This window comes from Bradyrhizobium sp. MI1.4, assembly GCF_055811315.1.
The window spans coordinates 10,001-28,218 of record NZ_JBVVPP010000006.1 but is presented as its reverse complement, the minus strand read 5'-3'; the positions used below and the strand labels follow the sequence as shown (position 1 = coordinate 28,218).

The following is an 18,218-nucleotide window of genomic DNA, read 5'->3' as shown; positions in this document are numbered from 1 at the left end:
TGCCTCAAGCGACGGAAGTCCCGGATTACGCTTGCGCTCCATCCGGGCCACTTCGGTGCTACGGCTTGTTGCCGAGCTGCGCATGCGGCCGGCCGAAATCGGGCGCGGCCGAATCCTGGCCGATTTCGACAATGCCGCGGCGGATGGCGCGGGTGCGGGTGAAGTGGTCGAACAGCGCCTCGCCATCGCCGCGGCGGATCGCGCGGGTGAGCTTTGCCAGATCCTCAGTGAAGGTGCCGAGCATCTCCAGCACGGCTTCCTTGTTGGCGAGGAAGACGTCGCGCCACATCGTCGGATCGGAGGCGGCGATGCGCGTGAAGTCGCGAAAGCCGCCGGCGGAGAACTTGATGACCTCTGACTCCGTCACCTGCGCCAGCTCGTCGGCGGTGCCGACGATGGTGTAGGCGATCAGATGCGGCAGATGGCTGGTGATCGCGAGCACGAGATCATGATGATCCGGCGTCATGATCTCGACCTTGGCACCCATCGCCGCCCAGAACGCGCGCAGGCGATCGGTGGCAGCCGCATCAACGCCCTCCGGCGGGGTGAGGATGCACCAGCGGTTGATGAAGAGCTCGGCGAAGCCGGAATCGGGACCCGAATGCTCGGTGCCTGCGACGGGATGCGCCGGCACGAAATGGACGCCTTCCGGCAGGTGCGGCGCCATATCCCTGACGATGGCGCCCTTGACCGAGCCGACGTCGGAGATGATCGCGCCGGGTTTGAGATGCGCGGAGATCTCCTGCGCCACCGGGCCGCAGGCGCCGACGGGAATGCAGAGGATGACGAGATCGGCGTCCTTCACGGCTTCCGCATTGGTCGCGACGACCTGATCGACGATGCCGAGCTCCATCACGCGTGCGCGCGTCTTCTCCGAGCGCGCGGTGGTGACGATCTCGGAAGCCAGGCCCTGGAGCTTCGCGGCGCGTGCGATCGAGCCCCCGATCAGGCCGAAGCCGATCAGCGCAACGCGCTGGAAGTGCGGGGTCGCGCTCATCGTCCGGCCATGAAGTCGCGCAGGCCCTCGACGACGAGGCGGTTGGCCTCCTCGGTGCCGATGGTCATGCGTAGCGAATGCGGCAGGCCGTAGTTCTTCAAGCCGCGCAGCACCAGCCCGCGCTTGGTGAGGAAGGCGTCGGCTGCGTCCGAGGTCTTGCCCTCGGTCGGGAAGTGGATCAGCACGAAATTGGCGACGCTCGGCGTCACCTTCAGCCCGAGCTTGCCGATCTCCTCGGCGAGCCAGTCGCGCCAGGTCTCGGTGAACTGCTTCGACATGGCCTGGTGCGCTGTGTCCTCGATCGCGGCAACGGCGGCGTACATGGCCGGCGTCGACACGTTGAAGGGACCCCGGATGCGGTTGACCGCATCGATGATGTGCTCGGGGCCGAACATCCAGCCGATGCGCAGCGCCGCAAGTCCATGGATCTTGGAGAAGGTGTGGGTCACCACCGTGTTTTCGGTGGTCGCGACCAGCTCGATCCCCATCTCGTAATCGTTGCGCGAGACGTAGTCGCAATAGGCTGCGTCCAGCACCAGCAGCACGTGCGAGGGCAGGCCGGCGCGCAGGCGCTTGACCTCGTCGAACGGCACATAGGTGCCGGTCGGATTGTTGGGGTTGGCGAGCCAGACCAGCTTTGTCTTCGGCGTCACCGCCTTGAGGATGGCGTCGACATCGCAGGTGAGGTTCTTCTCGGCCGCGATGACATTCTTCGCGCCGACCGCCATGGTCGCGATCGGATAGACTAGAAAGCCGTGCGTGGTCGAGATCGCCTCGTCACCGTGGCTGAGATAGGTGTGGGCGAGCAGGTTGAGGATCTCGTCCGAGCCGGCGCCGCAGATGATGCGGTTGGGATCGAGCCCGAAGGTGCGCCCGATTGCTTCGCGCAGCACGCGCGAGGTTCCTTCCGGATAGTCTTCCAGATGATCCGCCACCTGCTTGAACGCCTCGCTCGCCTTCGGCGAGGGCCCGAACGGCGTCTCGTTGGCCGAGAGCTTGAACACCTTGCGGCCGGGCTCTGCCACCGGGGTCTTGCCGGGCGTATAGGGCGCAATATCGAGAATGCCGGGATTCGGCACGGGGCGGGACATCTTCAACTCCGGACTGGCTTAAGCGGTTCGCGACTTACGATTTCGACCCGGTCGGGGGCACCGTATAGCGCGTTGCGTGGCTGCCGACGAGGGCCGTGGAGCGCACCGAGGCCCCCGCTTCGATCAGGGCAGCCTTGATCTTGTCGATGCTGCTTGTCGCGGTGACCGAGACCAGCAGCGCGGCGCCGTCGAAGGCGGTGTCGGGCACCGCCACGATCTCGGCGAGCGGCGACAGGGCGCGCGCGACCTCCGCATTCCACCCAGAGACGCGCACGCTGAAGGTCTCGACCTCCGTCACCAGCGCGCTGTCGGCGACGCGCGAGACCGCGAACACGGGCAACGCCGCCGGATGGTCGGCGCGCTCGACGAAGGGCAGCCGCGCGATGATCTTTGGCGCGCCGGCTTCTTCCAGCTCCAGCCACCATGGTGTGCGGCTGGAGGTCGCCGAGACCAGCGCCAGGTCGCCCTTGGACTTCGCGACGGCCTCGACCGCCGCCTGCGCGCTGAAATGCGCGACGTAAGGCACGGTGAAGCCGAAATGGAATCGCGCGGAATCGCGCATGGCCGGCTCGCTCGCCGAGATGTCGGCGTGGACCGAGAACGGGGCCTGGACATAGGTGAAGGTCGCGATGATGACGCGCCAGATGCTCTCGACGGTGTCGAGCGGCAGGATGCCGCGATGACGCTGCACGAGGTCGCGCATCATGGAGGCCTCGCGTGCCGGGCGGAACGCCGAGCCGACCTCCTGGGTCTGCTTCACCTGGATCAGGCGGTCGATGATGTCGCCGCGTTGCATCAGCAGGCGATGCATGCCTTCGTCGATCGCGTCGATCTCCTTACGCAATTCCTGGAGTGATGGTGGCGCGGGCGGACGTTGGGACATGTCTGACGGGTGCTGCTGAGAGGCGTTCCAATGCGGATCAGTCGAGCCGTCACCGCTGTGATGGATATCCTGATTAGGCAGTCGGGGCTGCGAAAGCAAAGAGAAATGCAAAGAGAAATCGGGCCCTTTCCGCCCGTGGCGCGACAGGCGAATTTGGTTGATCCGGGCCGTGACTTGACGAAAACCGTCCAAGACGGTAGTTTTTACCCGTTCCGTGGTCATTTGAGCCGGCCGGCTTGCAGCCACGTTAAAAAACTCGCTAAACAGGCCGGGGACGCTTTCGATCCCGGCCGAACCTATCGTTCAGGCCGGGTTTTTCATGGCCTGATGTCAATGCGGTCACTTCTACGATCGCAAACGAGGTCGATGGTCAGATGGTTGGCGTCCAGTCCATTCCGAGTCCCGCGATCACCGCCGACGAGCGGTCGCACGAGGTGGATCATCCGAGTTCGCACGTCGCGCAGTTCGGCTCGGAGCAGCCGCTGCGGCTCGACTGCGGGGTCGATCTCAGCCCGTTCCAGATCGCCTACCAGACCTACGGCGAGCTGAATGCCGATCGCTCCAACGCGATCCTGATCTGCCATGCGCTGACCGGCGACCAGCACGTCGCCAACGTGCACCCTGTCACCGGCAAGCCCGGCTGGTGGGAGACCTTGGTCGGCCCCGGCCGGCCGCTCGATCCCAACGAATATTTTATCATCTGCTCCAACGTGATCGGCGGCTGCATGGGCTCGACCGGCCCGGCCTCGATCAATCCCGCGACCGGCAAGGTTTGGGGGCTCGATTTCCCCGTCATCACCATCCCCGACATGGTGCGCGCGCAGGCGATGCTGATCGACCGGCTCGGCATCGACACGCTGTTCGCGGTCGTCGGCGGCTCGATGGGCGGCATGCAAGTGCTGCAATGGACTGCGGCGTATCCGAGTCGCGTGTTCTCCGCGCTGGCGATTGCCTGCTCGACACGACACTCGGCGCAGAACATCGCGTTCCACGAGCTTGGCCGCCAGGCGGTGATGGCCGACCCCGACTGGCACCATGGCGGCTATGCCGATCGAGGCATCCATCCGCATCGTGGCCTCGCTGTCGCCCGGATGGCGGCGCACATCACCTATCTCTCCGACGCCGCGCTGCATCGAAAATTCGGGCGGCGCATGCAGGACCGCGAGCTGCCGACTTTCTCTTTCGACGCCGACTTCCAGGTTGAGTCGTATCTGCGCTACCAGGGCTCGTCCTTCGTCGAGCGCTTCGACGCCAACTCCTATCTCTATCTGACCCGCGCGATGGACTATTTCGACATCGCCGCCGACCATGGTGGCGTGCTGGCGAAGGCGTTCGCGGGAATCCAGACCCGCTTCTGCGTGGTCTCCTTCACCAGCGACTGGCTGTTCCCGACCTCGGAATCGCGCGCGCTGGTGCACGCGCTGAATGCGTCGAGCGCGCGGGTGTCGTTCGCCGAAATCGAGACCGATCGCGGTCACGACGCGTTCCTGCTCGACGTGCCCGAGTTCTTCGACATCGCCCGTGCCTTCCTGCAATCGGCGGGCAAGGCGCGCGGGCTTACCGCCAGGAATGCTTAACAAGGACGACTAGGCATGTCTGTACAGGAAACGTTGCCGCTCGGCGGCGTTGTGGCCGGGCAACCCGGTGATTTTCGCGCGGACCATGTGCTGGTGGCCGAGATGGTCAAGCCGGGCTCGAAGGTGCTCGACGTCGGCTGCGGCGAGGGCGACCTGCTCCAACTGCTGGAAACCCGCGGCGTCGACGGCCGCGGCATCGAGCTGTCGCGCGAGGGCGTCAACCGCTGCGTCGCCAAGGGTCTTGCGGTGGTGCAGGGCGATGCCGACACCGACCTCGTGAATTATCCGGATGACGCCTTCGACTACGTGATCCTGTCGCAGACGTTGCAGGCGACGCGGCAGCCGAAAGTGGTGCTGGAGAATTTGCTGCGCATCGGCCGCCGCGCCATCGTGTCGTTCCCGAATTTCGGCTTCTGGAAGATGCGGCTCCAGCTCCTGATCGGCGGCCACATGCCGCGCACGGAGAACCTGCCCGCAAGCTGGTATGACACCGCCAACATCCATTTCTGCACTATCAAGGATTTCGTCGAGCTCTGCGACGCGATCGACGTCAAGATGGAACGTGCCGAGGCGCTCGACCTCTACGGCCGTCCGCTGCGGCTGCGGATGCCCTGGTGGGTGTGGAATCTGTTCGGCGAGCAGGGCGTGTTTCTGCTGACGCGGGGCGGCAGGAAGTAGGCCGGCCCGTTACCCCATCTACGCGACCCAGTACCTGGTGACGCCTTCGCGCTAATGCGCCGCCAGTGACCTCGGGTCGCGCACCGGCCATCTTCCCGCTTCCACCAGCGTGACGAACCGTTCCACCATTTCGTTGAACAGCGCTGGCTCTTCGAGATTGAGGACGTGGCCGGACTTTGGAAACATGGCGAGCCCTGCCGCCGGCAGATGCTTCTTCAGGAACAGGCTTGCGCCCACGCACGGATCGTCCTCGTCGCCGCAGATGATGAGTGCCGGCGTCGTGGCCGCTCTGATCGCGTCCGTCATCGTAAAGATCGAGGGACGGCCGGCCTGGAAGCCGCGCATCGTCCGCGCTGATCCCTTGGCGTCGTGCCGCGCCAGGGCGGCATAGAAATCGGCGTGACCGCGCGGGTCCTTCACCAGGAAGGGAATCCGGCTCGGCGCCTCGCGCGTGACTTTTGCGACTTCGGCTGAGCCGAGCATCTCGAATTGCTCCGCGTTGGCGCGGCACTGCTGGCGCCAGGCGTCGAGGTTCTCGATCTCCGAGCCCGAGCCGACGCCGGCGAGCGTCATCGACAGCGCACGTTGGGGCGCGTTGAGCCCGATCTGGAGCGACGAATAGGCGCCCATCGAGAGGCCGACGAAGTGCGCGCGATCGATCTTCAGATGATCGAGCACCGCGAGCGCATCGGTGTAGAAATGCGTGTAGCCGTAGACCTCGCCATCAGGCACGTCCGATGGCGTGTAGCCGCGTGCGGAATAGGTGATGCAGCGATGGCCGCGCGAGAAGTAGCGCATCTGCGGCTCCCAATTGGTGTAGTCGGCCGCGAATTCGTGCAGAAAAATAATCGGCGTGCCCGTGCCCGCTTCTTCGAAATAGAGTCGACAATTGTCCTTCGTGAGGGCGTGAGGCATCCGGTTTTCTCCCTGAGGTGGCTGCGGCTTTGGAATGCCGTCCTGCGGTCAGCGCATACGATGGTAGCACTTATTAATCATCGTCCAAATTCTTAGGGGCCGCGTCTTGTTCTCGCCACATCAGGATACTGATACAGCCCGCGGATGTCGGCCACCGCACGGGCCGACGGGGAAGTGGGGTGTCAACGAAGGATGAAGAATGTTCGAGTTGTTTGCGTCTCGCCTGTCGCGCTGTGTCGTCGCGCTGGCTGTTTTCTTCGCGGCGTTCGCCGCCTTCACTTCTCCGGCGTCAGCACGACCTCATCGTCATAGCGCAGAGCGGCACGCTTACGCGCATCACGCCAGCAGACATCATCATTACCGGCATGCACGCGGCTCGCGCTTCGAGCGCGGCGCGGCGCAATTGCAGGCGAACGGCTTCGGCAACACCTTCGCCAGCTATGATCCGAACGCCAATAGCGGCGGCATCGCCATAAGCGGCAGCGCTGGAACGGCTATGAGCGGCAGTGGTGGAATGGCCATGAGCGGCAGCCGTGGAATGGCCATGAGCGGCAACGCTGGAATGGTTACCAGCGGTGAGATGACCACGCGCGCCAGCCGTCGAATTATGAGGCGTGGAGGTGGGATAGCCACTAACGCGAATGACGGCGGCATGGCCAATAGCGCGACGAGCGGCGGCGGCTTCGGCGGTGGGTCGGGCCTCGTGTCCGAGGCACGCCGCTATGTCGGCGGCAATCCGACCGGTCGCGGTAGCCTGTGGTGCGCGCGCTTCATGAACATGGTGCTCGAAAAGACCGGTCATCGTGGCACCGGCTCCGACATGGCGAATTCGTTCGCGCATTACGGCACGCGCGTGTCCGGTCCGCAGGTCGGCGCCATCGCAGTGATGTCGCGTGGTGGCCGGGGCGGTCATGTCGGCATCATCACCGGTGTCGACGCGCAGGGCAATCCGATCATGATCTCCGGCAACAACGGCAACCGCGTTCGCGAAGCACCGGTCTCGCGCGGCCGGATCTATGCGTATGTGATGCCGAACTGACGGCCGTCATTGCGAGGAGCGAAGCGACGAAGCAATCCAGACTGTCTCCGCGGGCGCATTCCTGGATTGCTTCGCTTCGCTCGCAATGGCGGAGCGGGGCCAGCGCGCAGCGTCACACCAGCTTCGGCTGTTCCAATGCAACCGCGTCGCCCACGCCGATGTCGCCTTCAGCGATCACCTCGGCATAGATGCCGCAGTCCATGTGGCCGAGATTGCTCGAGAGCGTGGCGGGGATTTCGAGATCGCGCTTGGCGGTATCAGGGTCGACATTGGTGGCCGGGCAGCGCTTGATGCGCTTGACCACTTGCAGCCGGGCCTGTCCGATCGCGAGCGTCTGGCCGACGAGGTCGAGCTCGGACCAGGCCGGCCAGCCCTTCACGTAGAGATTGGCGCGGAAGCGTAGCGGGTGGACGGCGGCGCCGCCGAGCATGGTCTCGAGCGCGCGGACGCTGTCGAGATTGATGATGGACACGACCTTGCGGGCGACGTCGGAAAAGCTGTGGTCGCGGCCGGACAGGATCTTGGGCGGGCCCTTCAGCTCCGGCTGAAATTTTTCCCTGAAATAGTCCTCGATGGCGGCGCGCCCGGCGGCGGTCTCGAGATCGCCGCTGGCGACGATCTGGCCGTCCTTGCGGATGGTCAGGCAATTGGTCGCGTCCTCGAACCGGCTGTCGAGCGAAGCTAGCCGCTCATTCCGCGCCAGCATCAGGAACTGGATCTTCGGCTTCCACTGCGGTGCTTCCGGATCGAAGCCGCTCGGGCCGTTCTCGATGGCGTAGCGGCGGTCGGCGGGCAGGGTCTGGCCGGCTCGCAGGGAGACGCGGGGCAGGGCCTCCGGCGTCAGGCCCTTGATCGGGTAGCGGTAGAGCCCGGTGATCTCGGCGGTCTGGCTGATTGTCATTGCGCTGGGTGTCATGCCGCTACTTAGGGGATTCGGCCCACCGGCGCCAAGCGGGCGGATCCGCGCACGAAATTGTGAACTCGCCTCTTCCGGTCCGAGGCCTCGCTTCCCACATCTGGGTCAGGCCGGCGCCAGCGCCGGCTGATAACGACCGTTGCCGGTTGAGAAACGTCAATGCGGTAATCGGAAACCCAATGAAGATGCCGTTTGGAGTGCCTTTGAGGGCTCCAGGGGCAGGCCGAGGGAAAGACCACGAAATGAACATCGAAAAATATACCGAACGCTCCAGAGGCTTCGTCCAGTCCGCGCAGTCGCTTGCGGTGCGCGAAGGGCACCAGCAGTTTTCGACCCTGCACGTCCTGAAGGTGCTGCTGGACGACAATGAAGGCCTCGCTGCCGGCCTGATCGACCGCGCCGGCGGCAATTCCCGCGCAATCCTGAAGGCGACCGAGGACGCCCTGAACAAGGTGCCGAAGGTCTCTGGCGGCGGAGCCGGCCAGATCTATCTGGCGCCCGAACTCGCGCGCACCTTCGACGCCGCCGAAAAGGCTGGCGAGAAGGCCGGCGACAGCTTTGTCACCGTCGAGCGGCTGCTGCTCGGCCTGGCGCTGGAGAAGACCAGCGAGGCGGGCGCGATCCTGGCCAAGGGCGGCGTCACCCCGCAAAACCTCAACGCGGCGATCGAAGCGCTGCGCAAGGGCCGAACGGCGGACTCCGCCACGGCCGAGAACGCGTATGACGCGCTGAAGAAATATGCCCGCGACCTCACTCAGGCGGCGCGCGACGGCAAGCTCGACCCGGTCATCGGCCGCGACGAGGAGATCCGCCGCACGATCCAGGTGCTGTCGCGCCGGACCAAGAACAATCCCGTCCTGATCGGCGAACCCGGCGTCGGCAAGACCGCCATCGCCGAGGGCTTGGCGCTGCGCATCGTCAACGGTGACGTGCCGGAGAGCCTGAAGGACAAGAAGCTGCTGTCGCTCGACCTCGGCTCGCTGATTGCAGGTGCAAAATATCGCGGCGAGTTCGAGGAGCGGCTGAAGGCCGTGCTGCAGGAGGTGACCGGGAGCGATGGTAATTTCGTCCTGTTCATCGACGAGATGCACACGCTGATCGGCGCTGGTAAGGGCGATGGCGCGATGGACGCGTCCAATTTGCTCAAGCCTGCGCTCGCCCGCGGCGAGCTGCACTGCATCGGCGCCACCACGCTCGACGAGTACCAGAAGCACGTCGAAAAGGACGCGGCGCTGGCGCGGCGATTCCAGCCGATCTTCGTCAGCGAGCCCTCGGTCGAGGATACGATCTCCATTCTGCGCGGGCTGAAGGACAAATACGAGCAGCACCACGGCGTGCGGATCACCGATTCCGCGCTGGTCGCCGCCACGACCCTGTCCAACCGCTACATCACCGACCGCTTCCTGCCGGACAAGGCCATCGACCTCATGGACGAGGCGGCCGCGCGGCTCAAGATGCAGGTCGATTCCAAGCCGGAAGAGCTGGATTCGATGGATCGGGAAATCATCCGGCTGAAGATCGAACAGGAAGCGTTGAAGAAAGAAAGCGATGCCGGGTCGAAGAGCCGCCTGCAGACGCTGGAGAAGGAGCTGGCCGATCTCGAGGAGAAGTCCGCGGCGCTCACCGCACGCTGGAGCGCGGAGAAGAACAAGCTCTCCGACGCTCAGAAACTGAAGGCCGAGCTCGACGGCTTGCGGGTTGAACTTGCCAACGCACAACGGCGCGGTGAATTCCAGAAGGCCGGCGAGCTGGCCTATGGCCGGATCCCCGAATTGGAAAAGCAGCTTGCGGAGATCGAGGCCAAGGAGAACTCCGGCGAGATGATGGAGGAGGCGGTCACCGCCAACCACATCGCGCAGGTGGTCTCGCGCTGGACCGGCGTGCCCGTCGACAAGATGCTCGAAGGCGAGAAAGACAAGCTCCTGCGGATGGAGGACTCGCTCGGCAAGCGCGTCGTCGGCCAGGCCGAGGCCGTGCGTGCGGTCGCGACCGCCGTTCGCCGTTCGCGCGCGGGGCTGCAGGACCCGAACCGGCCGACCGGCTCGTTCATGTTCCTCGGGCCCACCGGCGTCGGCAAGACCGAGCTGACGAAAGCGCTCGCCGAGTATCTGTTCAACGACGAGACCGCGATGGTCCGCCTCGACATGTCCGAGTACATGGAGAAGCACTCGGTCTCGCGGCTGATCGGCGCGCCTCCGGGCTATGTCGGTTATGACGAGGGCGGTGCGCTCACCGAAGCGGTGCGGCGCCGGCCCTACCAGGTCGTGCTGTTCGACGAGATCGAGAAGGCGCATCCCGACGTGTTCAACGTGCTGTTGCAGGTGCTCGACGACGGCCGCCTCACCGACGGCCAGGGCCGCACCGTCGACTTCCGCAACACGCTGATCATCATGACCTCGAACCTCGGTTCGGAGTTTCTGGTGAACCAGCCGGAGGGCGAGGATACCTCGGCCGTGCGCGAGCAGGTGATGGGCATGGTGCGGGCGCACTTCAGGCCAGAGTTCTTGAACCGCGTCGATGAGATCATCCTGTTCCATCGCTTGCAGAGGAGCGAGATGGGCCGGATCGTCGAGATCCAGTTCGCACGGCTGCAAAAGCTTTTGATCGATCGCAAGATCGTGCTGACGCTCGACGCTGCGGGCCGCGACTGGCTCGCCGCCAAGGGCTGGGATCCCGCCTACGGCGCACGGCCGCTGAAGCGCGTGATCCAGCGTCACGTCCAGGATCCGCTCGCCGAGATGATCCTGGCCGGCGACGTCAAGGACGGCGACAACGTTGCGATCTCCTCCGAAGGCAACGTGCTGACCTTCAACGGCAAGGCGCCGCAGACCGCGGAGATCGCCCAGTTCGAGGCGCCGGTGTCGAAGCGGAAGCTGAACTGATCGTCGGCATTCGAAGCCTGAAGCAACAAGCCGCCCCGGAGATGTCAACCTCTCCGGGGCGGTTTGTTTTGCGGGTTGTTGGCGAACTTACTGCGGCGACCTATTTCTTCGTGAGCTTGTAGATCGCGTTCTCGATGTCAGAAGAGAAATAGATCGTGCCGGATTCCCCGATGCCGACGCCTGTCGGAATGTGCGTCGGCAGTCCTCCGGGTGCACCCACGAGGCCGATTGGAAGATTGGCCGCGATCTCGGTAACCGTGCCGGTCTCCGGCACGATTTCGATCAACCGTTTGGCGCCGACCTCCGCTACGATCAGCTTGCCGTCTCTGGCGCGGGCGATGCCTTCGGGCATTTTCAGGTCCTTGGCGACGACTGTCTTTTCGCCGTTGCTCTCGATCATCGAGATCACGCCGGAAAAGGCTTCGGTGAGATAGACCTCGCCACGCGATCCAGCGACGAGCCCGACCGGGCCCTCGAGGCCGCCGATCAGTGTGGTGCGATCCTTGCCGTGCTCGCCGCTGACGCGGACCAGCGATTTGGTGCCGAACTCGGCCACCAGGATGCTGCCGTCCGCGAGCACGAGCGCGTCGTGCGGCGCCTTGAAGCCGTGCAGCATGTCGCGGGTGGCCCCGGTCTTGCCGTCGATCACCTGCACCGTGCCGGTGAACCAGCTCGATAGGACCACATCGTTGCCCTTCGCCGTTGCGCTCATCGGATATTCGAGCGTGACGCCGGCGGCGTGCATGCGCGCCTTCTCGGTGACCTCGCCGGTCGCGCCGTCCACCGTGCGATAGGCGAACACGTCGGCGACGTGGATCGTATCCTTGCCGTTCTCTGACGTGACGCCGATGCCGCCGGGCAAGGCGAGCTTGCCGATGATCACCTGCCGCGCCTGGCCGGTCGCCGGATCGACCTCCTGGATGCCGTTATCGGCCATGTTGGAGACGTAGATTCGGTCCTTGTCGTCGATCGCGAGATTGTCCAGCGACGGCTTCAATTGTGCGACCATGGTCTTGGCGCCCGACTTGGGATCGACCCGAACGAGCTGGCCGAGCGCGGTGTCGACTACCCAGAGATCGCCCTTGGAATCGAAGTTCACCGCGGCCGGGACCTTGAAGCCGTCCGCGACGACGGTCAGCTCGGCCTTGTCGACGTCGACCTTTGCGACCTGTCCCTTGAACCAGAGCGGACCGTAGAGCTTGTCGTCGGGACCGAACTCGAAGCCGTTGAGGCCGCCCATCTTCTCCATGATCTGGCGCGGCGGTTTGACGCCCTCGACGTCGATCTCATAGAGCGTGTCGCCGAGGAAGACGGTGGTGGCGTACAGCCTGCCGTCCTTGCGGAAGGCGAGCGAGTTGATGCCGGGAAGGCCTGAAGCGAGTTTCTTGATCGGGCCGTCGCCCTTGCGCGAATAAAGATCGCCGGCCAGGAATCCGGTCCAGGCCATGGTGCCGTCGGGGGCGAATGCGATGTCGTCGGCCATTCCGATCGGGGCGGGGATTGCAACCTTCGCGCTACCGCCGGGGATGTCGACCTCGTAGAGCGCCGCGCCCGCGACGCTGCCGGCAAACAGATGGCCGGCCTTGTCGATCGCAAGCCCGTGCACGCCGTGGAACGCCGAGCCCGGAACGAGCTTGGTGACCTCCCAGTTTTCGGCCGAAACACTGGTAGCGGAGACGACCGCAGCGACGAAGGCTGCGCAGGCGAGCCTGTTCTTCATGGCGAGACCTCCCGCTTTTTTGGAAAGTATTCGCTCCTCATGCCGCTTTGGCAAACGAAACTTGACGTTGTGATGCGGCCAAGCCGGGCCCCGCGCGACGTCGTCAAATCCGGATCGTACTTGAATATGTCCGGCCGATCTCGGCCCGGTTCGCCGGCTTTACCTGTTGGTGACCTGCAACGGACCGCCGGTGGCGTCCGACATCCGGGCGATGGCACCGGCGCGGCCGCTCATCATGCCGTCGAGCCGGTCGCGCTCCTTCTCGAAGCCGGCCAGCATCGGGCCTTCCAACGAGCGGCCGCGCGGCAGTTTCACACGCAGCGGATCGACGAAGCGGCCGTTGACCAGGATTTCGTAGTGGACGTGCGGGCCGGTCGACGCGCCGGTCGAACCGACGAAGCCGATCACCTGGCCCTGCCGCACCTTCTTGCCGGGCTCCATGCCCTTGGCGAAGGCCGACATATGGCCATAAGCGGTCTCGTAGCCGTTGTTGTGCTTGATGCGGATGTATTTGCCGTAGCCGCCCTCGGGGCCGGCCTTCTCGATCACGCCATTGCCGGAGGCGAAGATCGGCGTGCCGTAGGAGGTGGCCCAGTCGACGCCGGTATGCATCTTCACATAGCCGAGGATGGGGTGACGGCGGCCGCCGAAGCCGGAGCGCATGATGGCGTTGTTGACGGGCTTGCGCACCAGGAACTTCTTCGCGCTCTTGCCGGTCTCGTCATAGTAATCGACGACGCCGTCATCGGGGCTCTGGTAGCGGTAGTATTTCTTGGTCTCGCCGCCGAGCGTCAGCGAAGCGAACAGCACGTCGTTCTTTTCGCTCGCGGTCACGCCTTCGTCTTCGCCGGCGTAGAACACGTCGAATGAATCGCCCGGCGCCACCTTGCGCTGGAAATCGACGTCGTAGGAATAGATCTTGATCATGTCGTCGATGACGGGCATCGGCACTTTGTTGCGCATCGCGGTCTCGTAGATGCTCTGGTAGAGCCGCACGCCCGTGCCGTCATCATCGTCATCGTCGTCGCTGTTGGCGTTCGCCGCCGCGTCGGCGACGGTGTTCATGCTGGAGACGTCGACCGCGACGTATTTGCCGAGATCGGACAGCGCCGCGATCGCCTCGACCATGGTCTCGTTGGCGATGACGACGCGGTAGGGCTGCAGGCGGGCGCCGGGGCTTGCGGGCGCCATCAGGATCCGCAGCTTCTCGCCTTCCTTCAGGCCGCCGTCGCGGCCGCGCGGCCCAAGCGTCGCGGTGATCGCCTTGATCTCCTCGGCCGTGGCGCCGAGATCGCGCAGCACGCCGGCGACGCTGTCGCCCTTCTTGACCACGTGGACGCGTTCGCCGTTGGGATTTCCGCCGGTGATCTGCTCTTTGGTCTTCGGCAGCAGCGTGACGTTTTCCGGCACCACGCGCGTCTCGAAGCCGGCATAGGGATCGGACGGCGACACTTCGGTGGCGTAGGCGCTTCTGATATCGGACGGGCCGGTCGCGCCGGAGACGTCGGCCGCAGCATTGGAGAGCGCGGCGTAGCGCACCCCGCCATTGCCGCGCCAGTTGGCGGCATCGCGGACCCGCATCAGGATGTCGTCGAGCGCCACCACTGCGGAAATCTTGGCTTTCGGCAGCACCTGGGAGAGGTCCTTGGTGACGAACGAGACCTCGGCGTCGGGTTCGACGGCTTCCGGATTGTTGGGATCCTCGGATGCCGCCTTCGGATCGGATCCGACATCTGTGAGAAGGCGCTGGGCGTTGAATGGCGGGATCTTCGCCGACAGATCGCTCGTCGTCATCGACAGATTGCCGGCAATCCGGATGAAGGGACGCACCCGCATCACGTCGCGGTTGCCGACGCGGGCGACGGTCGAGACGCGCACGATGTTGCGCGAGGCCGTGGATTCGCTCGGCGGCGGCAGGCGGTCGCTCTTGTGCAGCGTGGCGGTGCGGTCGGCTGCGCCGAATGCGCCGCGCAGCGCGCCTTCGACGCGCTCCGGCACCTTGGCGAAGGTCATCTCGCCGTCGAGCGAAGCGAAAACGGCGCCGCCGATCAGGGCTGCGCCGCAAAGTCCGGTTAGAATCGTCCCGCTGAACCATTGCACCGAGACGCGGCGGCGATCGATGACGGCGGCTTCCGAACCATCGACGGACAGCGGCGGCTCGTGGCCGAGATCGATGATCCCGGTCTCACGCCCGTAAGCGCCGCGTGACGTCCTATGGTTCAACCCAAGTCCCCCAATCAACGATCCGAGAGCCCGATTTCGAGCAGCCCCGTTTCGAGCAACCCTGTTTCGAGCCCCTCCTTGAGCCGCCCTCTTCGGGGCGTCTCTGGAAAAGGCAAGCCGCATAGGCGTCCGCGGTCAGAAGGCCCAGATGTCGGACCGGCCGAATTTACGAACAGCTAAGCGGAAAAAGATCTCTCGATGTGTCTCGAATGTCTGAAGAAGGCCGCTTCATCGTATGATCGCCTTCCTCTGACCCCACACAAACCGCCGGCAGCCCCCACTGGCATCCCTGCGATTCAAGCTTTGTCTGTACCAGAACGCCGGGGGATTGTGGCTCAAGTACGGCGCCTAATATGGAAAAGTTTCCCGAACGGCCGGGCGTCAGGGGCCTTCCAGGGACGAGCGATCCAAGTCGCGTCCAAGTCGCCTCATGCCGCCTCCGGAGCCCTCTCGAGCCCAAACTTTTTTGAGTTTTTTCTCCGCGCCGGCGCGATCCAGCCGCTCAGCGACTTTCTAACCTGCTGTAATCGCGTGGATTTTTCGAACAATCCACCGTGCGACGATTTTCTGACAATGGTCGTTGACAACCCCGATGGGCGGGGCCTATAACCCGACCACTGAGCGCGGCGCCGCCGGGTCACTGACCAAGGCGAGCGAACGCGCCACTGATGCTCCTCACCTTGTTGAGTGACACAACAGTCGACGTAAGTCGATTGGAGTTCATCCATCGTCGGTAAGGGTGTCGGAACCCTTCCTCTCTGGAAGGTTGGGGCCTCCTGGTCCCGGGCTGTTTGACAAGTGAAGATGAAGAAAGAGAAACGTGGACGGCGGAGTCCTTGCGCCTCTCGGATACTGAAGAGCTTCGGCTTTTGAGTTCTGAGAGGGGACGAAAGACTTCGGCGGTACACGTTTTAAGGTTACACCATCGTTGCCAGCGATGTGAATCGCGGGCAGCTCATCGACTTCGGTCGATGAAAAATGGTGGGACCTCGTCAAAACGTTGTGATCAGCCGGTTCAAAGTTCAAGTCCAACTTGAGAGTTTGATCCTGGCTCAGAGCGAACGCTGGCGGCAGGCTTAACACATGCAAGTCGAGCGGGCGTAGCAATACGTCAGCGGCAGACGGGTGAGTAACGCGTGGGAACATACCTTTTGGTTCGGAACAACACAGGGAAACTTGTGCTAATACCGGATAAGCCCTTACGGGGAAAGATTTATCGCCGAAAGATTGGCCCGCGTCTGATTAGCTAGTTGGTGAGGTAATGGCTCACCAAGGCGACGATCAGTAGCTGGTCTGAGAGGATGATCAGCCACATTGGGACTGAGACACGGCCCAAACTCCTACGGGAGGCAGCAGTGGGGAATATTGGACAATGGGCGCAAGCCTGATCCAGCCATGCCGCGTGAGTGATGAAGGCCCTAGGGTTGTAAAGCTCTTTTGTGCGGGAAGATAATGACGGTACCGCAAGAATAAGCCCCGGCTAACTTCGTGCCAGCAGCCGCGGTAATACGAAGGGGGCTAGCGTTGCTCGGAATCACTGGGCGTAAAGGGTGCGTAGGCGGGTCTTTAAGTCAGGGGTGAAATCCTGGAGCTCAACTCCAGAACTGCCTTTGATACTGAGGATCTTGAGTTCGGGAGAGGTGAGTGGAACTGCGAGTGTAGAGGTGAAATTCGTAGATATTCGCAAGAACACCAGTGGCGAAGGCGGCTCACTGGCCCGATACTGACGCTGAGGCACGAAAGCGTGGGGAGCAAACAGGATTAGATACCCTGGTAGTCCACGCCGTAAACGATGAATGCCAGCCGTTAGTGGGTTTACTCACTAGTGGCGCAGCTAACGCTTTAAGCATTCCGCCTGGGGAGTACGGTCGCAAGATTAAAACTCAAAGGAATTGACGGGGGCCCGCACAAGCGGTGGAGCATGTGGTTTAATTCGACGCAACGCGCAGAACCTTACCAGCCCTTGACATGTCCAGGACCGGTCGCAGAGATGTGACCTTCTCTTCGGAGCCTGGAACACAGGTGCTGCATGGCTGTCGTCAGCTCGTGTCGTGAGATGTTGGGTTAAGTCCCGCAACGAGCGCAACCCCCGTCCTTAGTTGCTACCATTTAGTTGAGCACTCTAAGGAGACTGCCGGTGATAAGCCGCGAGGAAGGTGGGGATGACGTCAAGTCCTCATGGCCCTTACGGGCTGGGCTACACACGTGCTACAATGGCGGTGACAATGGGACGCTAAGGGGCAACCCTTCGCAAATCTCAAAAAGCCGTCTCAGTTCGGATTGGGCTCTGCAACTCGAGCCCATGAAGTTGGAATCGCTAGTAATCGTGGATCAGCACGCCACGGTGAATACGTTCCCGGGCCTTGTACACACCGCCCGTCACACCATGGGAGTTGGTTTTACCTGAAGACGGTGCGCTAACCCGCAAGGGAGGCAGCCGGCCACGGTAGGGTCAGCGACTGGGGTGAAGTCGTAACAAGGTAGCCGTAGGGGAACCTGCGGCTGGATCACCTCCTTTCTAAGGATGGTTCTTCAGAAGCTTGCTTCTATCGAACCGTTTTAGAAACATCAGTGGCCAACGGTCGTCAGGATCGTTGAGCTGCATTGGCGGGATTTCGCCGTCTTCGTTTCTCTTTCTTCGCGGACGAACACGCGCTGGGGCTGCAACCTTGCAGAATCCCTGGTCCTTGACTGGATATGCGTTAGGGGCTTGTAGCTCAGTTGGTTAGAGCGCGCGCTTGATAAGCGTGAGGTCGGAAGTTCAAGTCTTCCCAGGCCCACCACACTCATCGAGTGAGCATTCGTCTTCTGGTTACGGGGCCATAGCTCAGCTGGGAGAGCGCGTGCTTTGCAAGCATGAGGTCGTCGGTTCGATCCCGTCTGGCTCCACCAGATGGTTTGATCACCGGCTGCTCATACCGTCGTCCGCGAAACATCACTTCGCACTTACTAGTCCGGATGGACAGTAAGCTGCGTGATTTCTGACATCGTAAAGAGGAGATCGATCCGAGTTGGATCGGGCAACAAGTAATTGTTGCGCGATACTTCATTATCTCCGGATCATTTCGGCGCTCGTGCGTCTTCCATTGTAGCTCACAAGGCTGCTTTGAAAGACTAGCGAGTTGTAAATGATCCTTTTAGCGAAGCTTGACCGCCTCGCTATCGGAACGATCTTACGAAGCAAGCTGGTCTTTCTAATCATTGTCCGGCTGCAGATAGCGTTCATCGAGGGCGCGTGCCGCAAGGTAGTTCTGCAGACAACATTCTGCCGAGTGTGTGGACATTGATAATGAGAGC

At 63.2% G+C, this 18,218-nt stretch carries 11 protein-coding genes, 2 tRNA genes, 1 rRNA gene and 1 riboswitch; of the genes, 7 read left to right on the top strand and 7 right to left on the bottom strand.

Going from position 1 to position 18,218, the window contains the following annotated elements; translation table 11 throughout:
* Positions 1–58 precede the first annotated feature (58 nt).
* The 3 genes from AC0L23_RS08840 to AC0L23_RS08830 are packed head-to-tail and all read right to left on the bottom strand — an operon-like array spanning position 59 to position 2,971.
* Positions 59–997, bottom strand: coding sequence for a prephenate/arogenate dehydrogenase family protein (locus AC0L23_RS08840; RefSeq protein WP_018453262.1), 939 nt, complete (start codon positions 995–997; stop codon positions 59–61).
* Positions 994–2,088, bottom strand: a complete 1,095-nt coding sequence (gene hisC / locus AC0L23_RS08835) for a histidinol-phosphate transaminase (protein WP_085361286.1) — start codon at positions 2,086–2,088, stop codon at positions 994–996. The genes AC0L23_RS08840 and hisC overlap by 4 nt, the downstream gene beginning before the upstream one ends.
* Before the next feature lie 34 nt (positions 2,089–2,122).
* Positions 2,123–2,971, bottom strand: coding sequence for a chorismate mutase (locus tag AC0L23_RS08830; RefSeq protein WP_085361201.1), 849 nt, complete (start codon positions 2,969–2,971; stop codon positions 2,123–2,125).
* A 204-nt stretch (positions 2,972–3,175) separates the two neighbouring features.
* Positions 3,176–3,255: riboswitch (SAM riboswitch) on the top strand.
* A gap of 90 nt (positions 3,256–3,345) precedes the next feature.
* On the opposite strand from AC0L23_RS08830, the gene metX reads away from it, so the two are divergent.
* Together metX and metW are read left to right on the top strand one after the other, a co-directional pair.
* Entirely contained in the window at positions 3,346–4,548 is a 1,203-nt protein-coding gene (gene metX / locus AC0L23_RS08825) for a homoserine O-acetyltransferase MetX (RefSeq protein ID WP_085361202.1), read from the top strand.
* Positions 4,549–4,563: 15 nt separating this feature from the next.
* Positions 4,564–5,226 (top strand): methionine biosynthesis protein MetW, encoded by a 663-nt coding sequence (gene metW / locus AC0L23_RS08820; RefSeq protein ID WP_085361203.1) that lies wholly within the window; start codon positions 4,564–4,566, stop codon positions 5,224–5,226.
* A gap of 51 nt (positions 5,227–5,277) precedes the next feature.
* On the opposite strand, the gene AC0L23_RS08815 is transcribed toward metW, so the two are convergent.
* Positions 5,278–6,141 (bottom strand): alpha/beta fold hydrolase, encoded by an 864-nt coding sequence (locus tag AC0L23_RS08815; RefSeq protein ID WP_085361204.1) that lies wholly within the window; start codon positions 6,139–6,141, stop codon positions 5,278–5,280.
* Between the two features lie 199 nt (positions 6,142–6,340).
* Here AC0L23_RS08815 and AC0L23_RS08810 point away from each other — a divergent pair, with 199 nt between their 5' ends.
* Entirely contained in the window at positions 6,341–7,180 is an 840-nt protein-coding gene (locus tag AC0L23_RS08810) for a TIGR02594 family protein (protein ID WP_018453268.1), read from the top strand.
* Between the two features lie 112 nt (positions 7,181–7,292).
* On the opposite strand, the gene AC0L23_RS08805 is transcribed toward AC0L23_RS08810, so the two are convergent.
* Positions 7,293–8,081, bottom strand: coding sequence for an MOSC domain-containing protein (locus AC0L23_RS08805; protein WP_085361205.1), 789 nt, complete (start codon positions 8,079–8,081; stop codon positions 7,293–7,295).
* A gap of 257 nt (positions 8,082–8,338) precedes the next feature.
* Here AC0L23_RS08805 and clpB point away from each other — a divergent pair, with 257 nt between their 5' ends.
* The gene (gene clpB / locus AC0L23_RS08800) at positions 8,339–10,978 is read left to right on the top strand and encodes an ATP-dependent chaperone ClpB (protein WP_018453270.1); all 2,640 of its coding nucleotides are present in this window, start codon (positions 8,339–8,341) and stop codon (positions 10,976–10,978) included.
* 100 nt (positions 10,979–11,078) lie between these two features.
* On the opposite strand, the gene AC0L23_RS08795 is transcribed toward clpB, so the two are convergent.
* Both AC0L23_RS08795 and AC0L23_RS08790 read right to left on the bottom strand, forming a co-directional pair.
* Positions 11,079–12,698, bottom strand: coding sequence for an NHL repeat-containing protein (locus AC0L23_RS08795; protein WP_085350725.1), 1,620 nt, complete (start codon positions 12,696–12,698; stop codon positions 11,079–11,081).
* Positions 12,699–12,857: 159 nt separating this feature from the next.
* Positions 12,858–14,921, bottom strand: coding sequence for a M23 family metallopeptidase (locus AC0L23_RS08790; protein WP_085385476.1), 2,064 nt, complete (start codon positions 14,919–14,921; stop codon positions 12,858–12,860).
* Between the two features lie 1,029 nt (positions 14,922–15,950).
* On the opposite strand from AC0L23_RS08790, the gene AC0L23_RS08785 reads away from it, so the two are divergent.
* From AC0L23_RS08785 to AC0L23_RS08775, 3 genes are all read left to right on the top strand, one after another.
* Positions 15,951–17,439, top strand: a 16S ribosomal RNA gene (locus AC0L23_RS08785).
* A gap of 188 nt (positions 17,440–17,627) precedes the next feature.
* Positions 17,628–17,704 (top strand) — tRNA-Ile (locus tag AC0L23_RS08780).
* Positions 17,705–17,737: 33 nt separating this feature from the next.
* A tRNA-Ala gene (locus tag AC0L23_RS08775) sits at positions 17,738–17,813 on the top strand.
* The last annotated feature ends 405 nt before the right edge of the window (positions 17,814–18,218 follow it).

Coding starts and splice junctions, on each gene's coding strand:
- AC0L23_RS08840 (WP_018453262.1), bottom strand. CDS start 997: ATGAGCGCGACCCCGCACTTCCAGCGCGTTGCGCTGATCGGCTTCGGC.
- hisC (WP_085361286.1), bottom strand. CDS start 2,088: ATGTCCCGCCCCGTGCCGAATCCCGGCATTCTCGATATTGCGCCCTAT.
- AC0L23_RS08830 (WP_085361201.1), bottom strand. CDS start 2,971: ATGTCCCAACGTCCGCCCGCGCCACCATCACTCCAGGAATTGCGTAAG.
- metX (WP_085361202.1), top strand. CDS start 3,346: ATGGTTGGCGTCCAGTCCATTCCGAGTCCCGCGATCACCGCCGACGAG.
- metW (WP_085361203.1), top strand. CDS start 4,564: ATGTCTGTACAGGAAACGTTGCCGCTCGGCGGCGTTGTGGCCGGGCAA.
- AC0L23_RS08815 (WP_085361204.1), bottom strand. CDS start 6,141: ATGCCTCACGCCCTCACGAAGGACAATTGTCGACTCTATTTCGAAGAA.
- AC0L23_RS08810 (WP_018453268.1), top strand. CDS start 6,341: ATGTTCGAGTTGTTTGCGTCTCGCCTGTCGCGCTGTGTCGTCGCGCTG.
- AC0L23_RS08805 (WP_085361205.1), bottom strand. CDS start 8,081: ATGACAATCAGCCAGACCGCCGAGATCACCGGGCTCTACCGCTACCCG.
- clpB (WP_018453270.1), top strand. CDS start 8,339: ATGAACATCGAAAAATATACCGAACGCTCCAGAGGCTTCGTCCAGTCC.
- AC0L23_RS08795 (WP_085350725.1), bottom strand. CDS start 12,698: ATGAAGAACAGGCTCGCCTGCGCAGCCTTCGTCGCTGCGGTCGTCTCC.